The organism is Actinophytocola sp. NPDC049390, assembly GCF_044466355.1.
Lineage (GTDB): Bacteria > Actinomycetota > Actinomycetes > Mycobacteriales > Pseudonocardiaceae > Actinophytocola.
In genome coordinates this window covers 679,807-694,968 of sequence record NZ_JBITMQ010000002.1, presented here as the reverse complement: position 1 = coordinate 694,968, position 15,162 = coordinate 679,807, and the positions used below count along the sequence as shown (strand labels likewise).

At 72.3% G+C, this 15,162-nt stretch carries 14 protein-coding genes; 7 read left to right on the top strand and 7 right to left on the bottom strand.

Going from position 1 to position 15,162, the window contains the following annotated elements; genetic code table 11:
* Positions 1-26 precede the first annotated feature (26 nt).
* Complete coding sequence (locus ACIBVP_RS09400) at positions 27-974, bottom strand: LysR family transcriptional regulator (protein WP_396105561.1); 948 nt, start codon at positions 972-974, stop codon at positions 27-29.
* An 80-nt stretch (positions 975-1,054) separates the two neighbouring features.
* Here ACIBVP_RS09400 and ACIBVP_RS09395 point away from each other — a divergent pair, with 80 nt between their 5' ends.
* The 3 genes from ACIBVP_RS09395 to ACIBVP_RS09385 are packed head-to-tail and all read left to right on the top strand — an operon-like array spanning position 1,055 to position 2,933.
* The gene (locus tag ACIBVP_RS09395) at positions 1,055-1,909 is read left to right on the top strand and encodes an oxygenase MpaB family protein (RefSeq protein WP_396105560.1); all 855 of its coding nucleotides are present in this window, start codon (positions 1,055-1,057) and stop codon (positions 1,907-1,909) included.
* Entirely contained in the window at positions 1,906-2,505 is a 600-nt protein-coding gene (locus tag ACIBVP_RS09390) for a TetR/AcrR family transcriptional regulator (protein ID WP_396105559.1), read from the top strand. Before ACIBVP_RS09395 ends, ACIBVP_RS09390 begins: the two co-directional genes overlap by 4 nt.
* Positions 2,505-2,933 carry an SAM-dependent methyltransferase gene (locus tag ACIBVP_RS09385; protein WP_396105558.1) on the top strand — a complete coding sequence of 143 codons (429 nt, stop codon included), beginning with the start codon at positions 2,505-2,507 and terminating at the stop codon, positions 2,931-2,933. Before ACIBVP_RS09390 ends, ACIBVP_RS09385 begins: the two co-directional genes overlap by 1 nt.
* Before the next feature lie 118 nt (positions 2,934-3,051).
* Here the strand turns inward: ACIBVP_RS09385 and ACIBVP_RS09380 are convergent, their stop codons facing one another.
* The 3 genes from ACIBVP_RS09380 to ACIBVP_RS09370 all read right to left on the bottom strand — a co-directional run bounded on the left by ACIBVP_RS09380 (position 3,052) and on the right by ACIBVP_RS09370 (position 5,219).
* Positions 3,052-3,639: a TetR/AcrR family transcriptional regulator gene (locus tag ACIBVP_RS09380; protein WP_396105557.1), complete on the bottom strand. Its 588-nt coding sequence runs from the start codon at positions 3,637-3,639 to the stop codon at positions 3,052-3,054.
* 63 nt (positions 3,640-3,702) lie between these two features.
* Positions 3,703-4,623: a hypothetical protein gene (locus ACIBVP_RS09375; protein ID WP_396105556.1), complete on the bottom strand. Its 921-nt coding sequence runs from the start codon at positions 4,621-4,623 to the stop codon at positions 3,703-3,705.
* A 74-nt stretch (positions 4,624-4,697) separates the two neighbouring features.
* Positions 4,698-5,219, bottom strand: a complete 522-nt coding sequence (locus ACIBVP_RS09370; protein ID WP_396105555.1) for a CGNR zinc finger domain-containing protein — start codon at positions 5,217-5,219, stop codon at positions 4,698-4,700.
* A 245-nt stretch (positions 5,220-5,464) separates the two neighbouring features.
* Here ACIBVP_RS09370 and ACIBVP_RS09365 point away from each other — a divergent pair, with 245 nt between their 5' ends.
* Together ACIBVP_RS09365 and ACIBVP_RS09360 are read left to right on the top strand one after the other, a co-directional pair.
* The gene (locus tag ACIBVP_RS09365) at positions 5,465-8,026 is read left to right on the top strand and encodes a bifunctional FO biosynthesis protein CofGH (protein WP_396105554.1); all 2,562 of its coding nucleotides are present in this window, start codon (positions 5,465-5,467) and stop codon (positions 8,024-8,026) included.
* 24 nt (positions 8,027-8,050) lie between these two features.
* Positions 8,051-8,488 carry a hypothetical protein gene (locus tag ACIBVP_RS09360; protein WP_396105553.1) on the top strand — a complete coding sequence of 146 codons (438 nt, stop codon included), beginning with the start codon at positions 8,051-8,053 and terminating at the stop codon, positions 8,486-8,488.
* 75 nt (positions 8,489-8,563) lie between these two features.
* On the opposite strand, the gene ACIBVP_RS09355 is transcribed toward ACIBVP_RS09360, so the two are convergent.
* Both ACIBVP_RS09355 and ACIBVP_RS09350 read right to left on the bottom strand, forming a co-directional pair.
* A complete protein-coding gene (locus ACIBVP_RS09355) occupies positions 8,564-10,024 on the bottom strand; it encodes a choice-of-anchor P family protein (RefSeq protein WP_396105552.1) in 1,461 nt (486 codons plus the stop codon).
* Positions 10,025-10,105: 81 nt separating this feature from the next.
* Positions 10,106-11,023, bottom strand: a complete 918-nt coding sequence (locus ACIBVP_RS09350) for an AraC family transcriptional regulator (RefSeq protein WP_396105551.1) — start codon at positions 11,021-11,023, stop codon at positions 10,106-10,108.
* A 70-nt stretch (positions 11,024-11,093) separates the two neighbouring features.
* Between ACIBVP_RS09350 and ACIBVP_RS09345 the strand changes: the two genes are divergently transcribed.
* Positions 11,094-11,753, top strand: coding sequence for a class I SAM-dependent methyltransferase (locus ACIBVP_RS09345; protein WP_396105550.1), 660 nt, complete (start codon positions 11,094-11,096; stop codon positions 11,751-11,753).
* Positions 11,754-11,871: 118 nt separating this feature from the next.
* Positions 11,872-13,227, top strand: a complete 1,356-nt coding sequence (locus ACIBVP_RS09340) for a peptidoglycan-binding protein (RefSeq protein WP_396105549.1) — start codon at positions 11,872-11,874, stop codon at positions 13,225-13,227.
* Positions 13,228-13,237: 10 nt separating this feature from the next.
* Here ACIBVP_RS09340 and ACIBVP_RS09335 read toward each other — a convergent pair whose 3' ends face one another.
* A complete protein-coding gene (locus ACIBVP_RS09335) occupies positions 13,238-15,142 on the bottom strand; it encodes an ABC transporter ATP-binding protein (protein WP_396105548.1) in 1,905 nt (634 codons plus the stop codon).
* Between the last annotated feature and the right edge of the window lie 20 nt (positions 15,143-15,162).

Genomic DNA, 15,162 nt, shown 5'->3' with positions numbered 1-15,162 from the left:
ATACCAGTTGGGCCATAACGCCCGTCTTATGCACCGAACCCGGGGTGCCTGACCAGCCATCGCGCGTAGCTCGGGCTGTGTGCCAGCGAGTCCCGGTACGCCTCGCGCGCGAACTCGTGCACCTGGCCCGCGACCGCGTCGGCGGGTGCCTCGGGGTGCCAGCCGAGCAGGTGCCGCCACCGTAGCGGCGCGCCGGCGAACGGGTACCCGCGCACCCCGGGCTGCTCGCGGAACGTCGGCTGGCACAACGCGACCGCCTGTCCGCTCGTGACGAGGTCGACGCAGACCCGCAGGTCCGTCTCGTACATGGGTTCCGGCGTGAACCCGGCCCGTGCGCACGCCGCCGCGAAGCAGTCGGCGAAGCACCCGTCGCCCGGGGTGGCGGCCCACCGCGCGGCCGCGAAGTCGGCGAGGTGGACCTCGTCGCCACCGGAGCGCGGGTGGTCGTCGGCGAGCAGGACACCGACCGCGTCGACCGCCACCAGCCGCCACTCCAGGCCGGGTGGTGGGGGCGCGTCGCCGCACACGCCGATGATCGCGAAGTCCAGCTTGCCCGCGGCGACCAGTTCCGTCAGCTCCAGCGCCGACCAGGACGCCTGCGTGGTGACGCTCGTGTCCGGCCTGCTGTGCGACAGCCGCCGCATGAGCCCGCTGACCATCGAGTTGCCGACCGAGCCGATGCGGTACCGGATGGTCGCGACCGGCGTGCTCGCGAGCCGCGCGGCCTCCTGCCGCAGGTCGGCGACCGCGGGCAGCGCGACCTTCGCGCGGGAGAGCACCAACTCGCCGAGCGCGGTGGGGCGCGCGCCGCGGTGGTCGCGGTCGAACAGCGGCCCGCCGAGCGCCCGCTCGATGCGGTTGAGCTGGGCGGTCAGCGCGGGCTGGGCGAGCCCGAGGTGCGCGGCCGCCCTCGTGACGCTGCCGTGCTCGGCGATGGCGCACACGACCTTCAGGTGCCGCAGCTCCAGGTCCACCCGCACAGCCTAGGTGGTTCCGGCCGGAACGAACCCGTGATACAAAGAGTCACAACTGTCTCATCGACTCAGGAGCGGGTATGACCGAGGTGGTACGGACCGAGCCGACCCTCGGGATGCCCGGGCCGGGCACGCTGCACTGGCGGTACGCGGGCGAAGTCCGCGGTTACCTGCTGCTGGTGAAGGCCGGTCTGCTCCAGTTGATGCACCCGGGTCTCGGTGCGGGCGTCGAGCACCACTCGGACTTCTTCAACGAGCCGTGGGAGCGGGTGCTGCGGTCGGTGCCGGAGATCCAGGGGGTCACGTTCGACTACCCGGACGGCGCCGGGACCGCGCGGCGGATCCGGGACTACCACACGCACATCAAGGGCGTCGACGCCCAGGGCAGGCGGTACCACGCCCTGGACCCGGAGACGTACTTCTGGGCGCACGCCACCATCTGGGACGCCCTGTTCCAGATGATCGACCTGTTCGACCACCCGATGACGGACGCGGAGAAGGAGCGGCTGTACCAGGAGGGCCGCGGCGCCTACCGCGCGTACGGCGTGTCGGACCGGCTCGTGCCGCCGGACTTCCCGACCTTCCAGGTGTGGTTCGACACCATGTGCCGCGAGCGCCTCGAACTGACCCCGGCGGCGCGCGGGCTGATCTCCTTCGCCAAGGAGCCGCCCGCGACGTTCCCGCTCGTGCCCGCGTTCCTCTACCGGCTCGCGCGCAAGCCGACCGCCAGGCCGCTGTGGTGGCACTCGGTCGGTACGCTGCCACCCGTGGTGCGGGAGATGATCGGCGAGACGTGGACCGACCGCGACGAGCGCCGCCACCGCACGCTGCGCACCGCGATCCGCCGCACCTGGCCGCTGCTGCCCGCACGCGTGCGCTACACGGCACGGGCCCGTGCCGGTTACCGGCGGGCGGGAATCGGGCCGTTGGGATGAGCTCCCTCCTGGAGCTGGTGCTCGCCGACCCGTCGACCGACGAGGTCGGGGAGTCCATTCTGGACACCGCGCTCGCGGAGTTCCTCACCTACGGCCTGCGGCGCACGACCGTGGACGTCGTCGCGAAACGAGCGGGCGTGTCGAGGGCGACGCTGTACCGGCGTTTCGACGGCAAGGACGCGCTCGTGCAGGCCGTGCTGGTGCGCGAGTCCCGGCGGTTCTTCGGCAGCATCGCGGCCGCGGTCGCCGGTGTGTCCACTGTGGAGGACCGGCTGGTCGAGGGGTTCGTGGTCGGGGTGCGGTACGCGCGCGCCGACCGGCTGCTGAACCGGCTGCTGGCCTCGGATCCGGAGGCGCTGCTGCCGTACCTGACCACCAACGGCGCGCTGGTGGTCGCGGCGGCGCGTGACTTCCTCGTGCTGCAGGGCGGTGCGCGGACGCCGGTCGCTGACCGGACCCCGGAGGGCGTGGCGGAGTTGTTCGTGCGGTTGGCGATCTCGTTCACGCTGATGCCGGAGAGCGCGATCCCGTTGGACAGCGACGACGAGGTGCGCGCGTTCGCCCGCGCCTACCTCGCGCCGCTGATGCGTCCCTGATGGCCGCGCTGTCACCGCGTCTCGCCGCGATCGTCGACGCGTTGCCGCTGCGCCCCGGGATGCGCGTGCTGGAGATCGGCGGCGCACCGGGCGCCGCGGCGAAGGCCGTGTGCACGCGGATCGCGCCAGGCGGCCACGTGCTGGTGATCGACCGCTCGGCGAAGGGGGTCGCCCTGGTCGAGCGCAACGCCGCGGCGGAGATCGCGAGCGGGCTGCTCAGCGTCCGTCAGGTGGCGGCGGAGGATTTCGAGCTGGTGGACGGCGAGCCGCGGTTCGACCTGGCGTTCGCGGTCCGGGTCGGCGCGTTCGACGGCCGTCACCCACGGGAAGGAGTCCGCGCGCGGGAACGGATCCGGGCGGCCCTGGTACCGGGCGGGCGACTGTTCATCGACGGTGGCGCACCGCTGCTCGACGTCGACCTGACCTGAGCCCGACTCCCAAGACCAACGGAGGCGGTCCCGAGACCACATCGAGAGGCCCCTCCCGAGATCAGCCCGTCCGGCGAGGACCCCCGGAGGGAACAAGGGCGCATGTTCCCGACAGGCCTCACACGCGCCGCTGCGGAACACCCGGCAGGACGGCGTCCATCAGATCGCGGAGGTCGGTTTTCGCGCGGCGCCAGCGTTTTCCGGCGTTCTCCGGAGCCTCGTCGGACAGTCCCATGAGGAGGATGCCACGGATCGCGTCCATGGCCGTGTAGAGCACATGACGGAAGCGGGGGTTGCCCGCGTACTCACCGAACGCGGCCTCCGTGAACTCGATCAGCGACGCGCGAGCCGCGGGCTCGACCTTCGTCATCTGGTCCCGCAGCTCCGGATCGGTGCGGGCGGCGATCCACATCTCCATCGTGGCGTACTGGATCGGCCCCTGGTGCACCTCCCACATCAGGTCCAGCGCCGCGTCGAGCGGATCGGGAGCGGTGCGGACGGCGTCGATCTTCTCGAACGCGAGGTCCGCCCGTTTGGCCGCGAGGTGCCGCACAGCGGCGGCGACGAGATCCGCGCGGGTGGGGAAGTGGTGTACCTGCGCTCCGCGCGTCACACCGGCCAGCTCGGTGACTCTCGTGGTGGTCGTGCCCGCGTAGCCGTACTTGACCAGGCTCTCGACGGTCGCGTCGAGTAGCCTGCGCCGCATCGCCGCGCTGCGTTCCTGTTGGGTTCGTCCTGTTTTCGACTTCCGCACTGGCACCACGTCAGTCTATTGAGCGGATCTCACGTTCCGGCGTACTCGCGGACGGGCCAGCGCGCCGGACAACCCGAGCGCGCCGGCGGTCGCGAGAGCCGCCAGTCCGAGGCCGGAAAGCGCCATGGCCAGGGGCGGAGCGGCGAGCGGAGAGGTGTGCGTCGCCGACTCGACGATGACCACGATGCTCAGCAACGAGTACCCGGCGACACCGAGCCGGACGATGTTCAGTTGGTGATTCTCACTCCAACGAGTGAACGTCAGAAGCCAGGCGAGCGCGGGGATGACGAGAATCGCGTGCATCGTCACCGCGTGGGCGGGCTTCAGAAAGCCCGCGGTCGTGTACGCCGCCGACGGGTCCGGTCCGCGCGCGGTGGTCGAACCGGTCGCGATCATCGCCGCCCCGACCGCCAGCGCGACGAGCAACGTCGCGAACCCGAACCGCACGGCGAGGCGCATCGCGGGCGAGCCGATCCGCGCGGACCGGAACGCGGTGAGCGTCATGGCGATCGTCGTGATCACGATCGCGAACCCGCCCGCGGCGAGCGTCGTCGACACCACGGTGTCGACGGGGGTTTCGAAGTTGAAGTGCGACGGCACACCGCGCCACGCCTGCAGCGACACGAGCGCCGTCTCCACCACGCACGTCACCGTGAACGCGCCCAGCAACACCGTCCGGGTGCGGGCGGCCATCGGGACGAAGTGGGTGACCCACGTGACCGTGGCGAGCGTCAGTCCGAAGGAGAGCCCGAACGTCGTCGGCTTGCGCAGCGACAGCGGCCCGGTCCAGGTGCCACCCGACACGACCAGCACCACGAGGTGCGCGAGTCCGCTGAGGAACAGCAACCCGCCGACGGTGTAGGCGATCCGCTCGACGCGGCTCCCGTCGGTCCAGCTGCTCTGCAAGGAGCCCGCGAGACGGCTGATCGTGGTCATGGGACGAGTCTCCGCGCCACCGCGCCCGGTGTCGTCGGCTCCCGGACGGCTTTCCGCCTACGACAGGGGGAGTACTACGCGTACTTCTTCGCGCGGTGGCGGCGGACGGCGTCGCGGTTGGCGCAGCCGGGGGAGCAGTAGCGCTGGCGGCCGCCCCGGCTGAAGTCGGCGAACGGGGCGCGGCACTCCTCCAGCGCGCACCGGCGCAGCCGGGTCATGCCGCGGCCGGTGAGGTGCAGTGCGGTGCCGACGCTGATCAACGCGCGCAGCACCCCGGCGAGCGGGAGGTCGGCGTCGCGGTAGTGGATGTGCCAGCCGTCGCCGGCGTGGTCGGTCAGCCTCGGGTACGCCGAGGACTGTGCGAGCAGCACGTTGAGCCGCTCGGCCCGCTGCCCGGTCGTCGTCGCGTCGACCACCCCGAGCCAGCGGGCGAGGAACCGTTCGAGCTCGTGCAGGTCGTCGTCGACGGGCTTGGCGTCGACGACCACACCGGCCGCCGCGCACCGTCTGCCCAGCTCGGCGGCCGACCGCGGTGGCGCGAGGACCAGGTCGATCGCGAAGCGGACCGGATCCTCGCCGTAAGGGTTCAGATGCATAGGACCATTACAGCAGACTGGCGGCCATGACTCCATCGCACCGGTTCGAGACCACGTCCAGCCACGTCACGAGCCAGGGCTGGGTGATCTACCAGCGCTGTCCGTGCGGTGAGACGCGAGTCCTCCTCAACTCCGAGCCGGTCGGAATGATCCGCACGCCGGCGAGGTTGGGATGACCATCACGTGCCTGACTGTCAGGGGTGGCGGCTAGCTTGGGGGCTGAGTCGCCTGTGGAAGGGGAGCTTGTGGAGGGTTTCGTACCGAACGAGACGGCGATCCGGCGGGCGCTGCGCCGCGCACGGGACGGTGCCGCGCTCGACGCGACCGAGGCCGAGACCCTCCTGCACGCCAGGGGCGAGCAGCTCGAGGCGCTCTTCGACGCGGCGTCCAGGGTCCGCGACCAGGGCCTCGCCGCGGTCGGCCGGGAGCGCACGATCACCTACTCCCGCAGCGTGTTCGTGCCGCTGACCAGGCTGTGCGCCGACCGCTGCCACTACTGCACGTTCGCGACCGTGCCCGGCAGGCTGCCCGCCGCGTTCCTGTCCGAGGACGAGGTGCTCGACCTCGTCCGCAAGGGCGCCGCCGCCGGGTGCCGCGAGGTGCTGATCACGCTCGGCGACAAGCCGGAGGCCCGCTGGGAGGCGGCACGAACCTGGCTCGAGGAGGCCGGGTACCCGGACACGCTGTCCTACGTCCGCGCGATCTCCATCAAGATCCTGGAGGAGACCGGGGTGCTGCCGCACCTCAACCCGGGCGTGCTGACCTGGCAGGACTTCCAGCGGCTCAAGCCGGTGTCGGCGTCGATGGGCATGATGCTGGAGACCACCGCGACCCGCCTGTGGTCCGAGCCGGGCGGCCCGCACTACGGCTCGCCCGACAAGGAACCCGCCGTGCGGCTGCGGGTGCTGGAGGACGCGGGCCGCTCCGCCGTCCCGTTCACCACCGGGCTCCTGCTGGGCATCGGCGAGACCCTCGCCGAGCGCGTCGACACGCTGTTCGCCATCCGCAAGGTGGCACGGCAGTACGGCGGCATCCAGGAGGTGATCGTCCAGAACTTCCGTGCCAAGCCGGACACCGCCATGCGTGGGATGCCCGACGTGGAGGCGGCCGAGCTGGCCGCGACCGTGGCGGTCGCGCGGCTCGTGCTCGGGCCGAAGACGCGCATCCAGGCGCCGCCGAACCTGATCGCCGGCGAGTTCGAACTGCTGCTGCGGGCGGGCATCGACGACTGGGGCGGCGTGTCCCCGCTGACCATCGACCACGTCAACCCCGAACGGCCGTGGCCGCAGCTGGCGGAGCTGGAGAAGCACACGCGTGCCGCCGGGTTCGAGCTGGCCGAGCGGCTGCCGATCTACCCGGAGTACGTGACGCGCGGCGAGCCGTGGCTCGACCCGCGCGTGGCGCCGCACGTGGCCGCGCTCGCCGACGAACAGGGCCTCGCCGACCCGGCCGCGAAGATCGTGGGCAGGCCGTGGCAGGAGCCGGAGGTCGCGCTCGTCTCGTCCGGGCGCACCGACCTGCACGCCTCGATCGACACCGAGGGCCGCACCACCGACCGCCGCGACGACTTCGACTCCGTCTACGGCGACTGGGACGAGCTGCGGCAACAGGTGACCGCCATGCCGGGGGCGCGGGCACGGGGCGAGTTCTCGACCGCGCTGCGGCACGCCGAGGCCGACCCGGCGGGACTGTCCGACGAGGACGCGCTCACGTTGCTGTCCGCGCAACCCGGCCACGAGATCGAGGCGCTCGCCGCGCTGGCCGACGACCTCCGCCGCGACACCGTCGGCGACGACGTGACCTACGTCGTCACCAGGAACATCAACTTCACGAACGTCTGCTACACCGGCTGCCGGTTCTGCGCGTTCGCCCAGCGCCGCACCGACAGCGACGCCTACACGCTGTCGCTGGAACAGGTCGGGCAGCGCGCCGAGCAGGCGTGGGCCGTCGGCGCGACCGAGGTGTGCATGCAGGGCGGCATCCACCCCGACCTGCCCGGCACCGCGTACTTCGACATCGCGGCCGAGGTGAAGAAACGCGCGCCGGGCCTGCACGTCCACGCGTTCTCGCCGATGGAGGTCGTGAACGGCGCGTCCCGGACCGACATGTCCATCCGGGACTGGCTGACGGCCGCGCGTGAGGCCGGTGTGGACTCGCTGCCCGGCACGGCCGCGGAGATCCTCGACGACGACGTGCGGTGGGTGCTCACGAAGGGCAAGCTGCCCACCGCCTCGTGGGTCGAGGTCGTGACCACCGCGCACGAGCTGGGCATCAACACGACGTCGACGATGATGTACGGGCACGTCGACAACCCGGCGCACTGGGTCGCGCACATCAAGCTGATCCGGGACCTCCAGGAACGCACGGGCGGGTTCACCGAGTTCGTGCTGCTGCCGTTCGTCCACACGAACGCGCCGCTGTACCTGGCGGGCATCGCGCGCCCGGGCCCCACGCACCTGGAGAACCGCGCCGTGCACGCGCTCGCCAGGCTGTTGCTGCACGGGCGGATCGACAACATCCAGACGTCGTGGGTGAAACTCGGCGACGAGGGTGTCGTGGACGTGCTGCGCGGTGGCGTGAACGACCTCGGCGGCACGCTGATGGAGGAGACCATCAGCCGCATGGCCGGGTCGGAGAACGGCAGCTACAAGACGATCGCCGGGCTGGAGGCGCTGGCCGCGGCGGCGGGCCGCCCGGCACGCCAGCGGACGACGACGTACGGCGAGGTGCCCGCGGAGCGGCTGCGCACCGCGCGCGAGCACGACGGCGTGTGGCGGCCGAACCTGCTGCCGCTCGTCAGCGGCTGAGCCGGAGGTCTGAGAAACTGGGACATGGCTGACGTACCGCGTCCCGGATCGGCGGGTCTGCTGGGCTTCCTGTGGTTCGGCGCGCTCGCGCTCGGCCCGCTCGGCGGCCTGGGTGTGGTCGTGCTGGCGATGGTCCTCGCGATGCGCGGGTCCTGGTTCACGGCCGGGGTGGCCCTCGTCGGCGGCGTGGTGCTGGCGGGGTTGCTGCACGTCGCCGGGCTCGTCGCGATGTTCCTGGCAGGCAAGGGCAAACGGCCGGGACTGCCCGTCGTCATCGCCGCGCTCTGCGGTTGCGCCGGCGTGGTCGCGGCCGCGGGTGGCATCGCGTGGGCGGTGGTGGTGGCGATCAGCGGCGCCGAGTGGACGGCGGTGCACGTCGCCCTCGGAGGTCTCGCGATCGGCGCCGTGCTCGTCGCGGTGGGTTCCGGAACGGCGCACCGGAAACGGGCCGTGCCCGCCTGACTCGGCACACAGAAGGACCCCTTCGGAACGTTCGGGATGTTCCGCAGGGGTCCTTCAGTGCGCGCCGCGTGCTGGTCAGCCGCAGTGGTGCGCGGCGGACGTGCTGGACGCGAGCACCACGTCCACGCCGCCGAGCGCGGTCAGGTGCACCGCGTTGACGGTCAGCCCGTCCTCGGTCGTCACCTGCTCGTTGACCACCAGCTTCGCGCCCGCGACGCCGAGGTCGACCGTCGAGTTGGGCGCGTCGCCGACGTCGACCGGCCTGCCCGCGACGGTCAGCTCCAGGTCCACCGTGCCGGTCGAGCCGTCGCAGTCACTGGCCGACGTGGACGTCAGCCCCGACAGCGTCAGCACGGGCAGCCCCGGCAACCCGATGCGCACGTCCCCGACCGTCGACGTCGCGGTCACCCCGAACGGGTCGGCCGTGGCGGAGACGTCCGCGCACAGCGCCGCGGCCGACAGCACCACCGCGTTCACGTTCTGCACGCACACCGGTTCGCCCGCCCGTTCACCCGCCGCACGCACCGCACCGGTGTCCGGTGTGGCGGCCACCGGCAGCGGCACCCCCAGCACGTTGAGGCTCGCGGCGAGACCGTACGCACGGCCCGTGACGTACCGCAGCAGCAGTTCCTCGGTGATCTCCGACTCGAGGTACTCGCCTTCCTTCCCGGCGTACGACACGGTCAGCGGCACGGTCGCGTCGTCGGTCAGCGGCTGCGCGACCTCGTCGACCGTGCAGCTCGCGACCCCGTCGTCGTTCGTGGTGCCCGCGCAGGTCTGCGCACCCGCACCCGAACCGACCGCGAACTCCACCTCCTGGTCGGCCACCGGCTCGTCGTCGGTCGTGGTCAGCGTCGCCGACAACTCCGCCGCCGACCCGTTGCCGACCGACTCCGGCCCGGTGTACGCGAGCGCGGTCTCCTCCGGCTCGGGTTCCGGGTCGGGGCCAGGCCCACCGCCACAGTTGTTGCTGGTCAGGTAGATCTCCTGGTCGCTGGTCGCCGGGTCGTACTCGACGCCGTCGAAGACCTGGACCACCCGCTCGGAGTCGACCATGCCCCACTCGGCGTACCCGTCGCCGTTCTCGTCGTACCCCTGCTCGAAGTGCAGGTGCGGCACGCCGTTCGAGGTCTCGCCGGTGTGCCCGATGTGGCCGATCAGCTCACCCTGCGCCACCTGGTCGCCCACCTCGACGACCCGGTCGGCGAGGTGGATCGACGTGGTGAACCACCCGTTGCCGTGGTCGATCTGGATGATGTTGCCCGCGCCCGGCGGGTCGTCGTAGGACAGCGTCACGGTCCCGGCCGCGGCCGCCACGGCCGGGTTGCCCTCGGTCGCGTCGAACGGGTTGCGGAACATGTCCAGCGCGGGCGCGTGGTCGGACAGCGAGCCGTAACCCATGTACATCTTGTCCCCGCAGGGGAACGGCAGCTGGAACGCCGGACGTTCCGGCAGAGCCGCCGCCGTGCCCGCCGGTACGGCGGCGAACGCCACCGCCGCCACGCCGAGCACTCCCAGTGCAGAACGGATTCCCATCGAGTCTTCCTCCCCGAATAGCTCGATCGTTCGGGGCGGCACGCTAGGGACCGGTACTTCGCTGCCACTTTCACGCCGGTTTCATGCCTGGGCCGGGCCCGCCCGCCGCCACCGGGCGGGGCTGATGCCGTGGACCTTGCCGAAGGTGCGGGCGAAGTAGCCCGCGTCCGGGAAGCCCACCCGCCTGCCCACCTCGCCGACCGGCAGGTCGGTGGCCGCGAGCAGCCGTCTGGCCTGCACCATGCGCCGCTCGGTGATCCACTCCTGGACCGTGCGCCCGGTGCGCTTGCGGACCGTGGTGGTCAGGTGGCCGGGGGAGATGTTGACCGCGGTCGCCACGTCCCGCAGCGACAGCGGCTCGGGGTAGCGCTCCTCGATGACCGCGAACACCTCGGCGAGCAGCGGTTCGGAGTTCTCCCGCAGGTCGCCCACCACGTCCGCGGCCAGCCGGGAGACGGCGACGAGCAACAGCACCAGGTGGGCGAGCGCGGCCTCCCGGTACCCGTCCTCGCGCCGCGTGAGCTCGTCGTCCAGCGCCAGCACCCGCGCGAGCCACGTCGGCCGGTCCGCCGCGGGCACCCGCAGCCGGAGCGCGCCGATCGCCCCGCCCCGCACGAACGGGAACAGCAACGGGTGGGTGCGCCACGCGAGGTGGGCGCCGGGGACGTCCGGGCCGAGGGCGTCGGCGGTGAAGAACACGCCCCAGCCGTCGGCGTCGGCGAGATCCGCGGCGTGGACGTGGCCCATCACGTCACCGGGCGCGACCACGAACAGGTCACCGGCCGCGACCGGCCAGGCGCGCCTGCCGGTGCGCAGGGTGCCGCCGGAGGTGGGGAAGTACACGAGGCCGGGGAAGTCGTGCGCGTGCTCCTCGAACGGGCCCTGGGACTGCCAGTCGTGGGTCAGGCGCCACGCCATCACCGGCGGCTCGCCGGGGGCGGGCCGCATGGAGTAGGTCGCCGGCCGGTCCCGGTCCGGTGCGGCTCGCACGGTCCTCACCGTCAGATCGTCCCACTCGTGCCACGGATAGGCACACCCGCACAGCGTCCAGCCCACCCAGAATGGCGTCATGACCGAAAGAACGTCTCATTCACACGACGAGCGGGACTACCTCCCGGGTATGGGCAAGCACTGGCTGCTCCCGCTCTACGACGTGGTGCACCACGTGTTCGGGCTGCAACCCGTCCACGAGGAGATGATCAGGCTCGCCGGGCTGCGGGCGGGGCTGCGTGTCCTCGACGTCGGCTGCGGAACCGGGAACCTGCTGCGGACCACCGGCCGCACGCACCCGGAGGTCGAACTGGCCGGGCTGGACCCGGACCCGAAGGCGCTCGGTCGCGCCCGCCGCAAGGCCGCGCGCGCCGGGGTGGCGGTGCGGCTGGAGCGCGGGTTCGCGCAGGCACCGCCCTATCCGGACGGTTCGTTCGACCGCGTCTTCTCCAGCCTCATGCTCCACCACCTGGACACCGCGGTGAAGGACGAGCTGCTCGCCGAGGTGCGCCGGGTGCTGCGTCCCGACGGCGTGCTGGTCCTGGCGGACGCGGTGGTCGGCGAGCGCGGGCACGGCCACGGCATGGGGCGCCGGATGAACGAACGCATGCGGGACAACGTCGGCGACGCCGTGTCCCGCCGGATCGCGGCGGCGGGCTTCACCGTCGAGCCCACCCGCACGATGGCACTGCGGGTCGGCGGCGACGTCGGCATCGAGGTGGCGCGGCCGAACCGGTAGTCCTGCCCGATCGGTCCGCACCGGCCGCCTCTTTGGCCGCGTCTTGTCCAGGGCGGTGGCCCCCCGCCGTGCCTTATACCTGCCATGTACCGACATCGCGTGGGAACGAGGTGGAGTCATGGGGCAGAACGACGAGGGTGTGGCTTCCGGCGACGCGAGCATGATGGAAGCGAGCCTCATCGACATCCCCGGGGTCGGTCCCGCGCTGGACGAGGTGGGACGGCGGGTCGGCAAGTGGGTCGGCGACGAGATCTTCGGTGAGGAGGACCCGCCCGCCGGCTCGGGTTCCGGCGCGGGCAGCGGCTCCGGCGGCGCCGGTGGTGCGGGCGGGGCGGGCGGTGCCGGTGGCGCCGGTGGCGCGGGCGGCACCGGTCAGGGTGGCGACGGCGGCTCCGGGCACGGTGGGGCAGGCGGCTCCGCGCAGGGCGGTGCGGGCGGGTCGACAGGGCCCGTCGTCGTCAACGTCAACATCACCAACACCAACGAGGCGCAGGGCGGCCACAGCACCAACTCCAACACCGCGCACGGCGGTGGGGGCGGCAACGCCGGCGCGTCGGGCGGCAGCGCGACCGGCGGGAACGCCAACGCGGGTGCCGCCGCGGCGGCCGCGTCCGGCGGTGGTGGCAGCGGCGGTGGCAGGCGGTCGTCCGGCAGCGGGCGGTGCGACGACTACCTGCGGTTGGGCAGCCGCGGCCGGGAAGTGTCGGAGTGGCAGGAGAAGCTCAACGACGTGATGGGCGCGGGCCTCGACGTCGACGGCCACTTCGGGCAGGCGACCCACCGCGCGACGGTGGACTTCCAACGCGCCGAGGGCCTGCAGCCCGACGGCATCGTCGGCCCGCAGACCGCCGGTGCCATGCAGCGCCACTACCAGCCGGCCGACCAGCAGGGCCCGTACCACCCGTCGACGCACGGCGCCTACGACCCGGACCAGCACGGCGCGTACCACCCGGCGAGCCACGGCGACTACCACCCGGAGGTGCACGGCCAGTACCACCCGAACGTGCACGGGCAGTACCACCCGGACGCGCACGGCCAGTTCCACCCGGGCATGCACGGCCAGTTCCACCCGGAGTGGCACGGTGACTTCCACCCGCAGGTGCACGGCGAGTTCCACCCGCAGTGGCACGGCGACTACCACCCGGGCATCCACGGCCAGTTCCACCCCGGCGTGCACGGGCAGTACCAGCCGGACGTCCACGGCCAGTTCCACCCGGGCATGCACGGCCAGTTCCACCCGGAGTGGCACGGCGAGTTCCACCCGGGGCTGCACGGCGGGTTCCACCCGGACGTCCACGGCCAGTACCACCCGGACGTCCACGGCGAGTTCGACCCGGACGTGCACGGGCAGTACCACCCCGAGATCCACGGCCCCTTCGACCCGCGCCTGCACGGCGAGTTCGACGAGGACAGGCACGGTCGGTACCACCCGGAACTGCACGGTGAGATCGAAGGCCAGGCGAGCTACAACTGAACGGTGCCCGTCAGCGGTAGGCCGCCGCCTGCAGTGAGTACAGCTCGGCGTAGAGCCCACCGCGAGCCATCAGCTCCTCGTGCGTGCCGTCCTCGGTCACCCGGCCCTGTTCCAGAACGATGATGCGGTCGACGTGCCGCACGTTGGCCAGGCGGTGGGTGACGAGCACCGTCGTGCGTTCACCGCCCGCGTCGCGGCCTGCCTTGCGCAACGCGCTGAACACCTTCGCCTCGGCCCGGGCGTCGAGCGCGGCGGTCGGTTCGTCGGCCACGAGCACCGGTGCGTCGCGGTAGGCGCCGCGGGACACGGACAGCCGCTGCCACTGCCCGCCGGACAGGTCCTTGCCCTCCTCGTACAACCGCGACAGGATCGTGTTCTCCTTGCGCGGCAGGGTTTCGATCACCTCGTCGGCGCCGGACGTCGCCGCGTGCTCGGTCCACAGCGTGCCGTCGCGGCCGTCGCGGTCCAGACGCCCGACCCGGATGTTGTCGGCGGCGGTGACCGGCCAGCGCAGCGGTTCCTGGGTGACGACGGAGACCTGCGTGTGCACGGTGTGCGGGTGTGCGGTGGCGATGTCGACGCCGTCCCACCGCACCTGGCCCTCGGTCGGCCGGTACAGGCCGGTGATCAGCTTGCCCAGCGTCGACTTGCCCGACCCGTTCTCCCCGACGAGTGCCACGACCTCGCCCCGCCGCAGCGTCAGCGACACGTCGGCCACGGCGGGCGTGTCCTGGCCGGGGTAGGTGAACGTGACGTCCCGCAGCTCGATCGTGGCCGGGTTCACCGGGGCGTCGGTGACGGGCGCAGGCCCGCCGCGGGTCTTCGCGTCGGACAACAGCGTGCGGAACAGGTCGATGTGGAAGCTGTGCTCGTACAAGCGGTTGACCTGGTACATCGTGTTCCGCAGGGCGGTGGACCCCGTGCGCATGGCGACCACCGCGGCACCGGCGAGGGCGAGCGGCATCGACTCGGTGTAGAGCAGCCAGCCGAGCACCACGTAGGACAGTGCGGTGCCCGCCCCGGCCGCCGCCCGGCCGGAGAGCTGGATCCACGTCTGCCGTCGCTCCACCTGGATCGCCGCCTCCGCCAGGATGTTCGCGACCCTGCGGTTCTCCGCGAGCAGCGTCGGCTGCGCGGTGAACGCGCGCACCTCGAGCGCCGCGTCGCGGTCGGTGATCAGGTCCCCGATCACCCACCGCTGCCGGTCCCGGGTGACCATCTTCAGGAACGACTCGTAGTTCAGCTTCGCGGCACGCATCGCGGCCCACGCGTCGACGCCCGCCGTCACGAGCAGCGCGGGCAGCAGCCAGCCGCTGAAGATCGCCACCGTGGCCATGGCCGCGACCATCGACACCGCCGACGACAGGAGGTCGGCGACCCCCTGTGTCGAACTGCGGATGGCCTGTGCGCCCCGCTCGCCGCCCTGCCGCACCAGCTCCCGGAAGTCGGCGTCGTCGAACGCGGCGGCCTCGACCCCGAGCACGGCCCGGTACATCCGGTCGCGGGCCGCCAACTCGACGTACGGGGTCAGCATGCCCTGCACCAGGGCGACCGCCGCGTTCAGCAGCGCGCCGACCGAGAACGCCCCGGCCACGAGCGCGATCGACGGCAGCGACGCGACCACCCGCTCGGGCGTCGGGCCCCGTTCGAGCAGCTGGACGAGCACGTCCGCCGTGGCGAGCAGGCCGAATGCCGTGACGCAGCCGGACAGCACGTGCAGCACCGCGGCGAGGACCGTCAGCCCGCGGGAGGCCTGCCAGGAGTACCCGGCCACCGTGGCCACCGCCGCGGGCACCGAGCGGACCGTCTGCCACCAGCTCGCGTTGGCGGTCGCCCGGTCCGACGCCGCCCACTTCGGCGCCGCGAGGCCGTCCACGCCGATCAGGGGCCGGTCGGTCACCACGTTGTCGCTCATGGTGCGCATGGTCGCGCACG

What these genes read in the sequence shown, in the direction of transcription:
- ACIBVP_RS09395 (WP_396105560.1), top strand. Translation starts at nt 1,055, where the DNA reads ATGACCGAGGTGGTACGGACCGAGCCGACCCTCGGGATGCCCGGGCCG.
- ACIBVP_RS09390 (WP_396105559.1), top strand. Translation starts at nt 1,906, where the DNA reads ATGAGCTCCCTCCTGGAGCTGGTGCTCGCCGACCCGTCGACCGACGAG.
- ACIBVP_RS09385 (WP_396105558.1), top strand. Translation starts at nt 2,505, where the DNA reads ATGGCCGCGCTGTCACCGCGTCTCGCCGCGATCGTCGACGCGTTGCCG.
- ACIBVP_RS09380 (WP_396105557.1), bottom strand. Translation starts at nt 3,639, where the DNA reads ATGCGGCGCAGGCTACTCGACGCGACCGTCGAGAGCCTGGTCAAGTAC.
- ACIBVP_RS09375 (WP_396105556.1), bottom strand. Translation starts at nt 4,623, where the DNA reads ATGACCACGATCAGCCGTCTCGCGGGCTCCTTGCAGAGCAGCTGGACC.
- ACIBVP_RS09370 (WP_396105555.1), bottom strand. Translation starts at nt 5,219, where the DNA reads ATGCATCTGAACCCTTACGGCGAGGATCCGGTCCGCTTCGCGATCGAC.
- ACIBVP_RS09360 (WP_396105553.1), top strand. Translation starts at nt 8,051, where the DNA reads ATGGCTGACGTACCGCGTCCCGGATCGGCGGGTCTGCTGGGCTTCCTG.
- ACIBVP_RS09355 (WP_396105552.1), bottom strand. Translation starts at nt 10,024, where the DNA reads ATGGGAATCCGTTCTGCACTGGGAGTGCTCGGCGTGGCGGCGGTGGCG.
- ACIBVP_RS09345 (WP_396105550.1), top strand. Translation starts at nt 11,094, where the DNA reads ATGACCGAAAGAACGTCTCATTCACACGACGAGCGGGACTACCTCCCG.
- ACIBVP_RS09340 (WP_396105549.1), top strand. Translation starts at nt 11,872, where the DNA reads ATGGGGCAGAACGACGAGGGTGTGGCTTCCGGCGACGCGAGCATGATG.
- ACIBVP_RS09335 (WP_396105548.1), bottom strand. Translation starts at nt 15,142, where the DNA reads ATGAGCGACAACGTGGTGACCGACCGGCCCCTGATCGGCGTGGACGGC.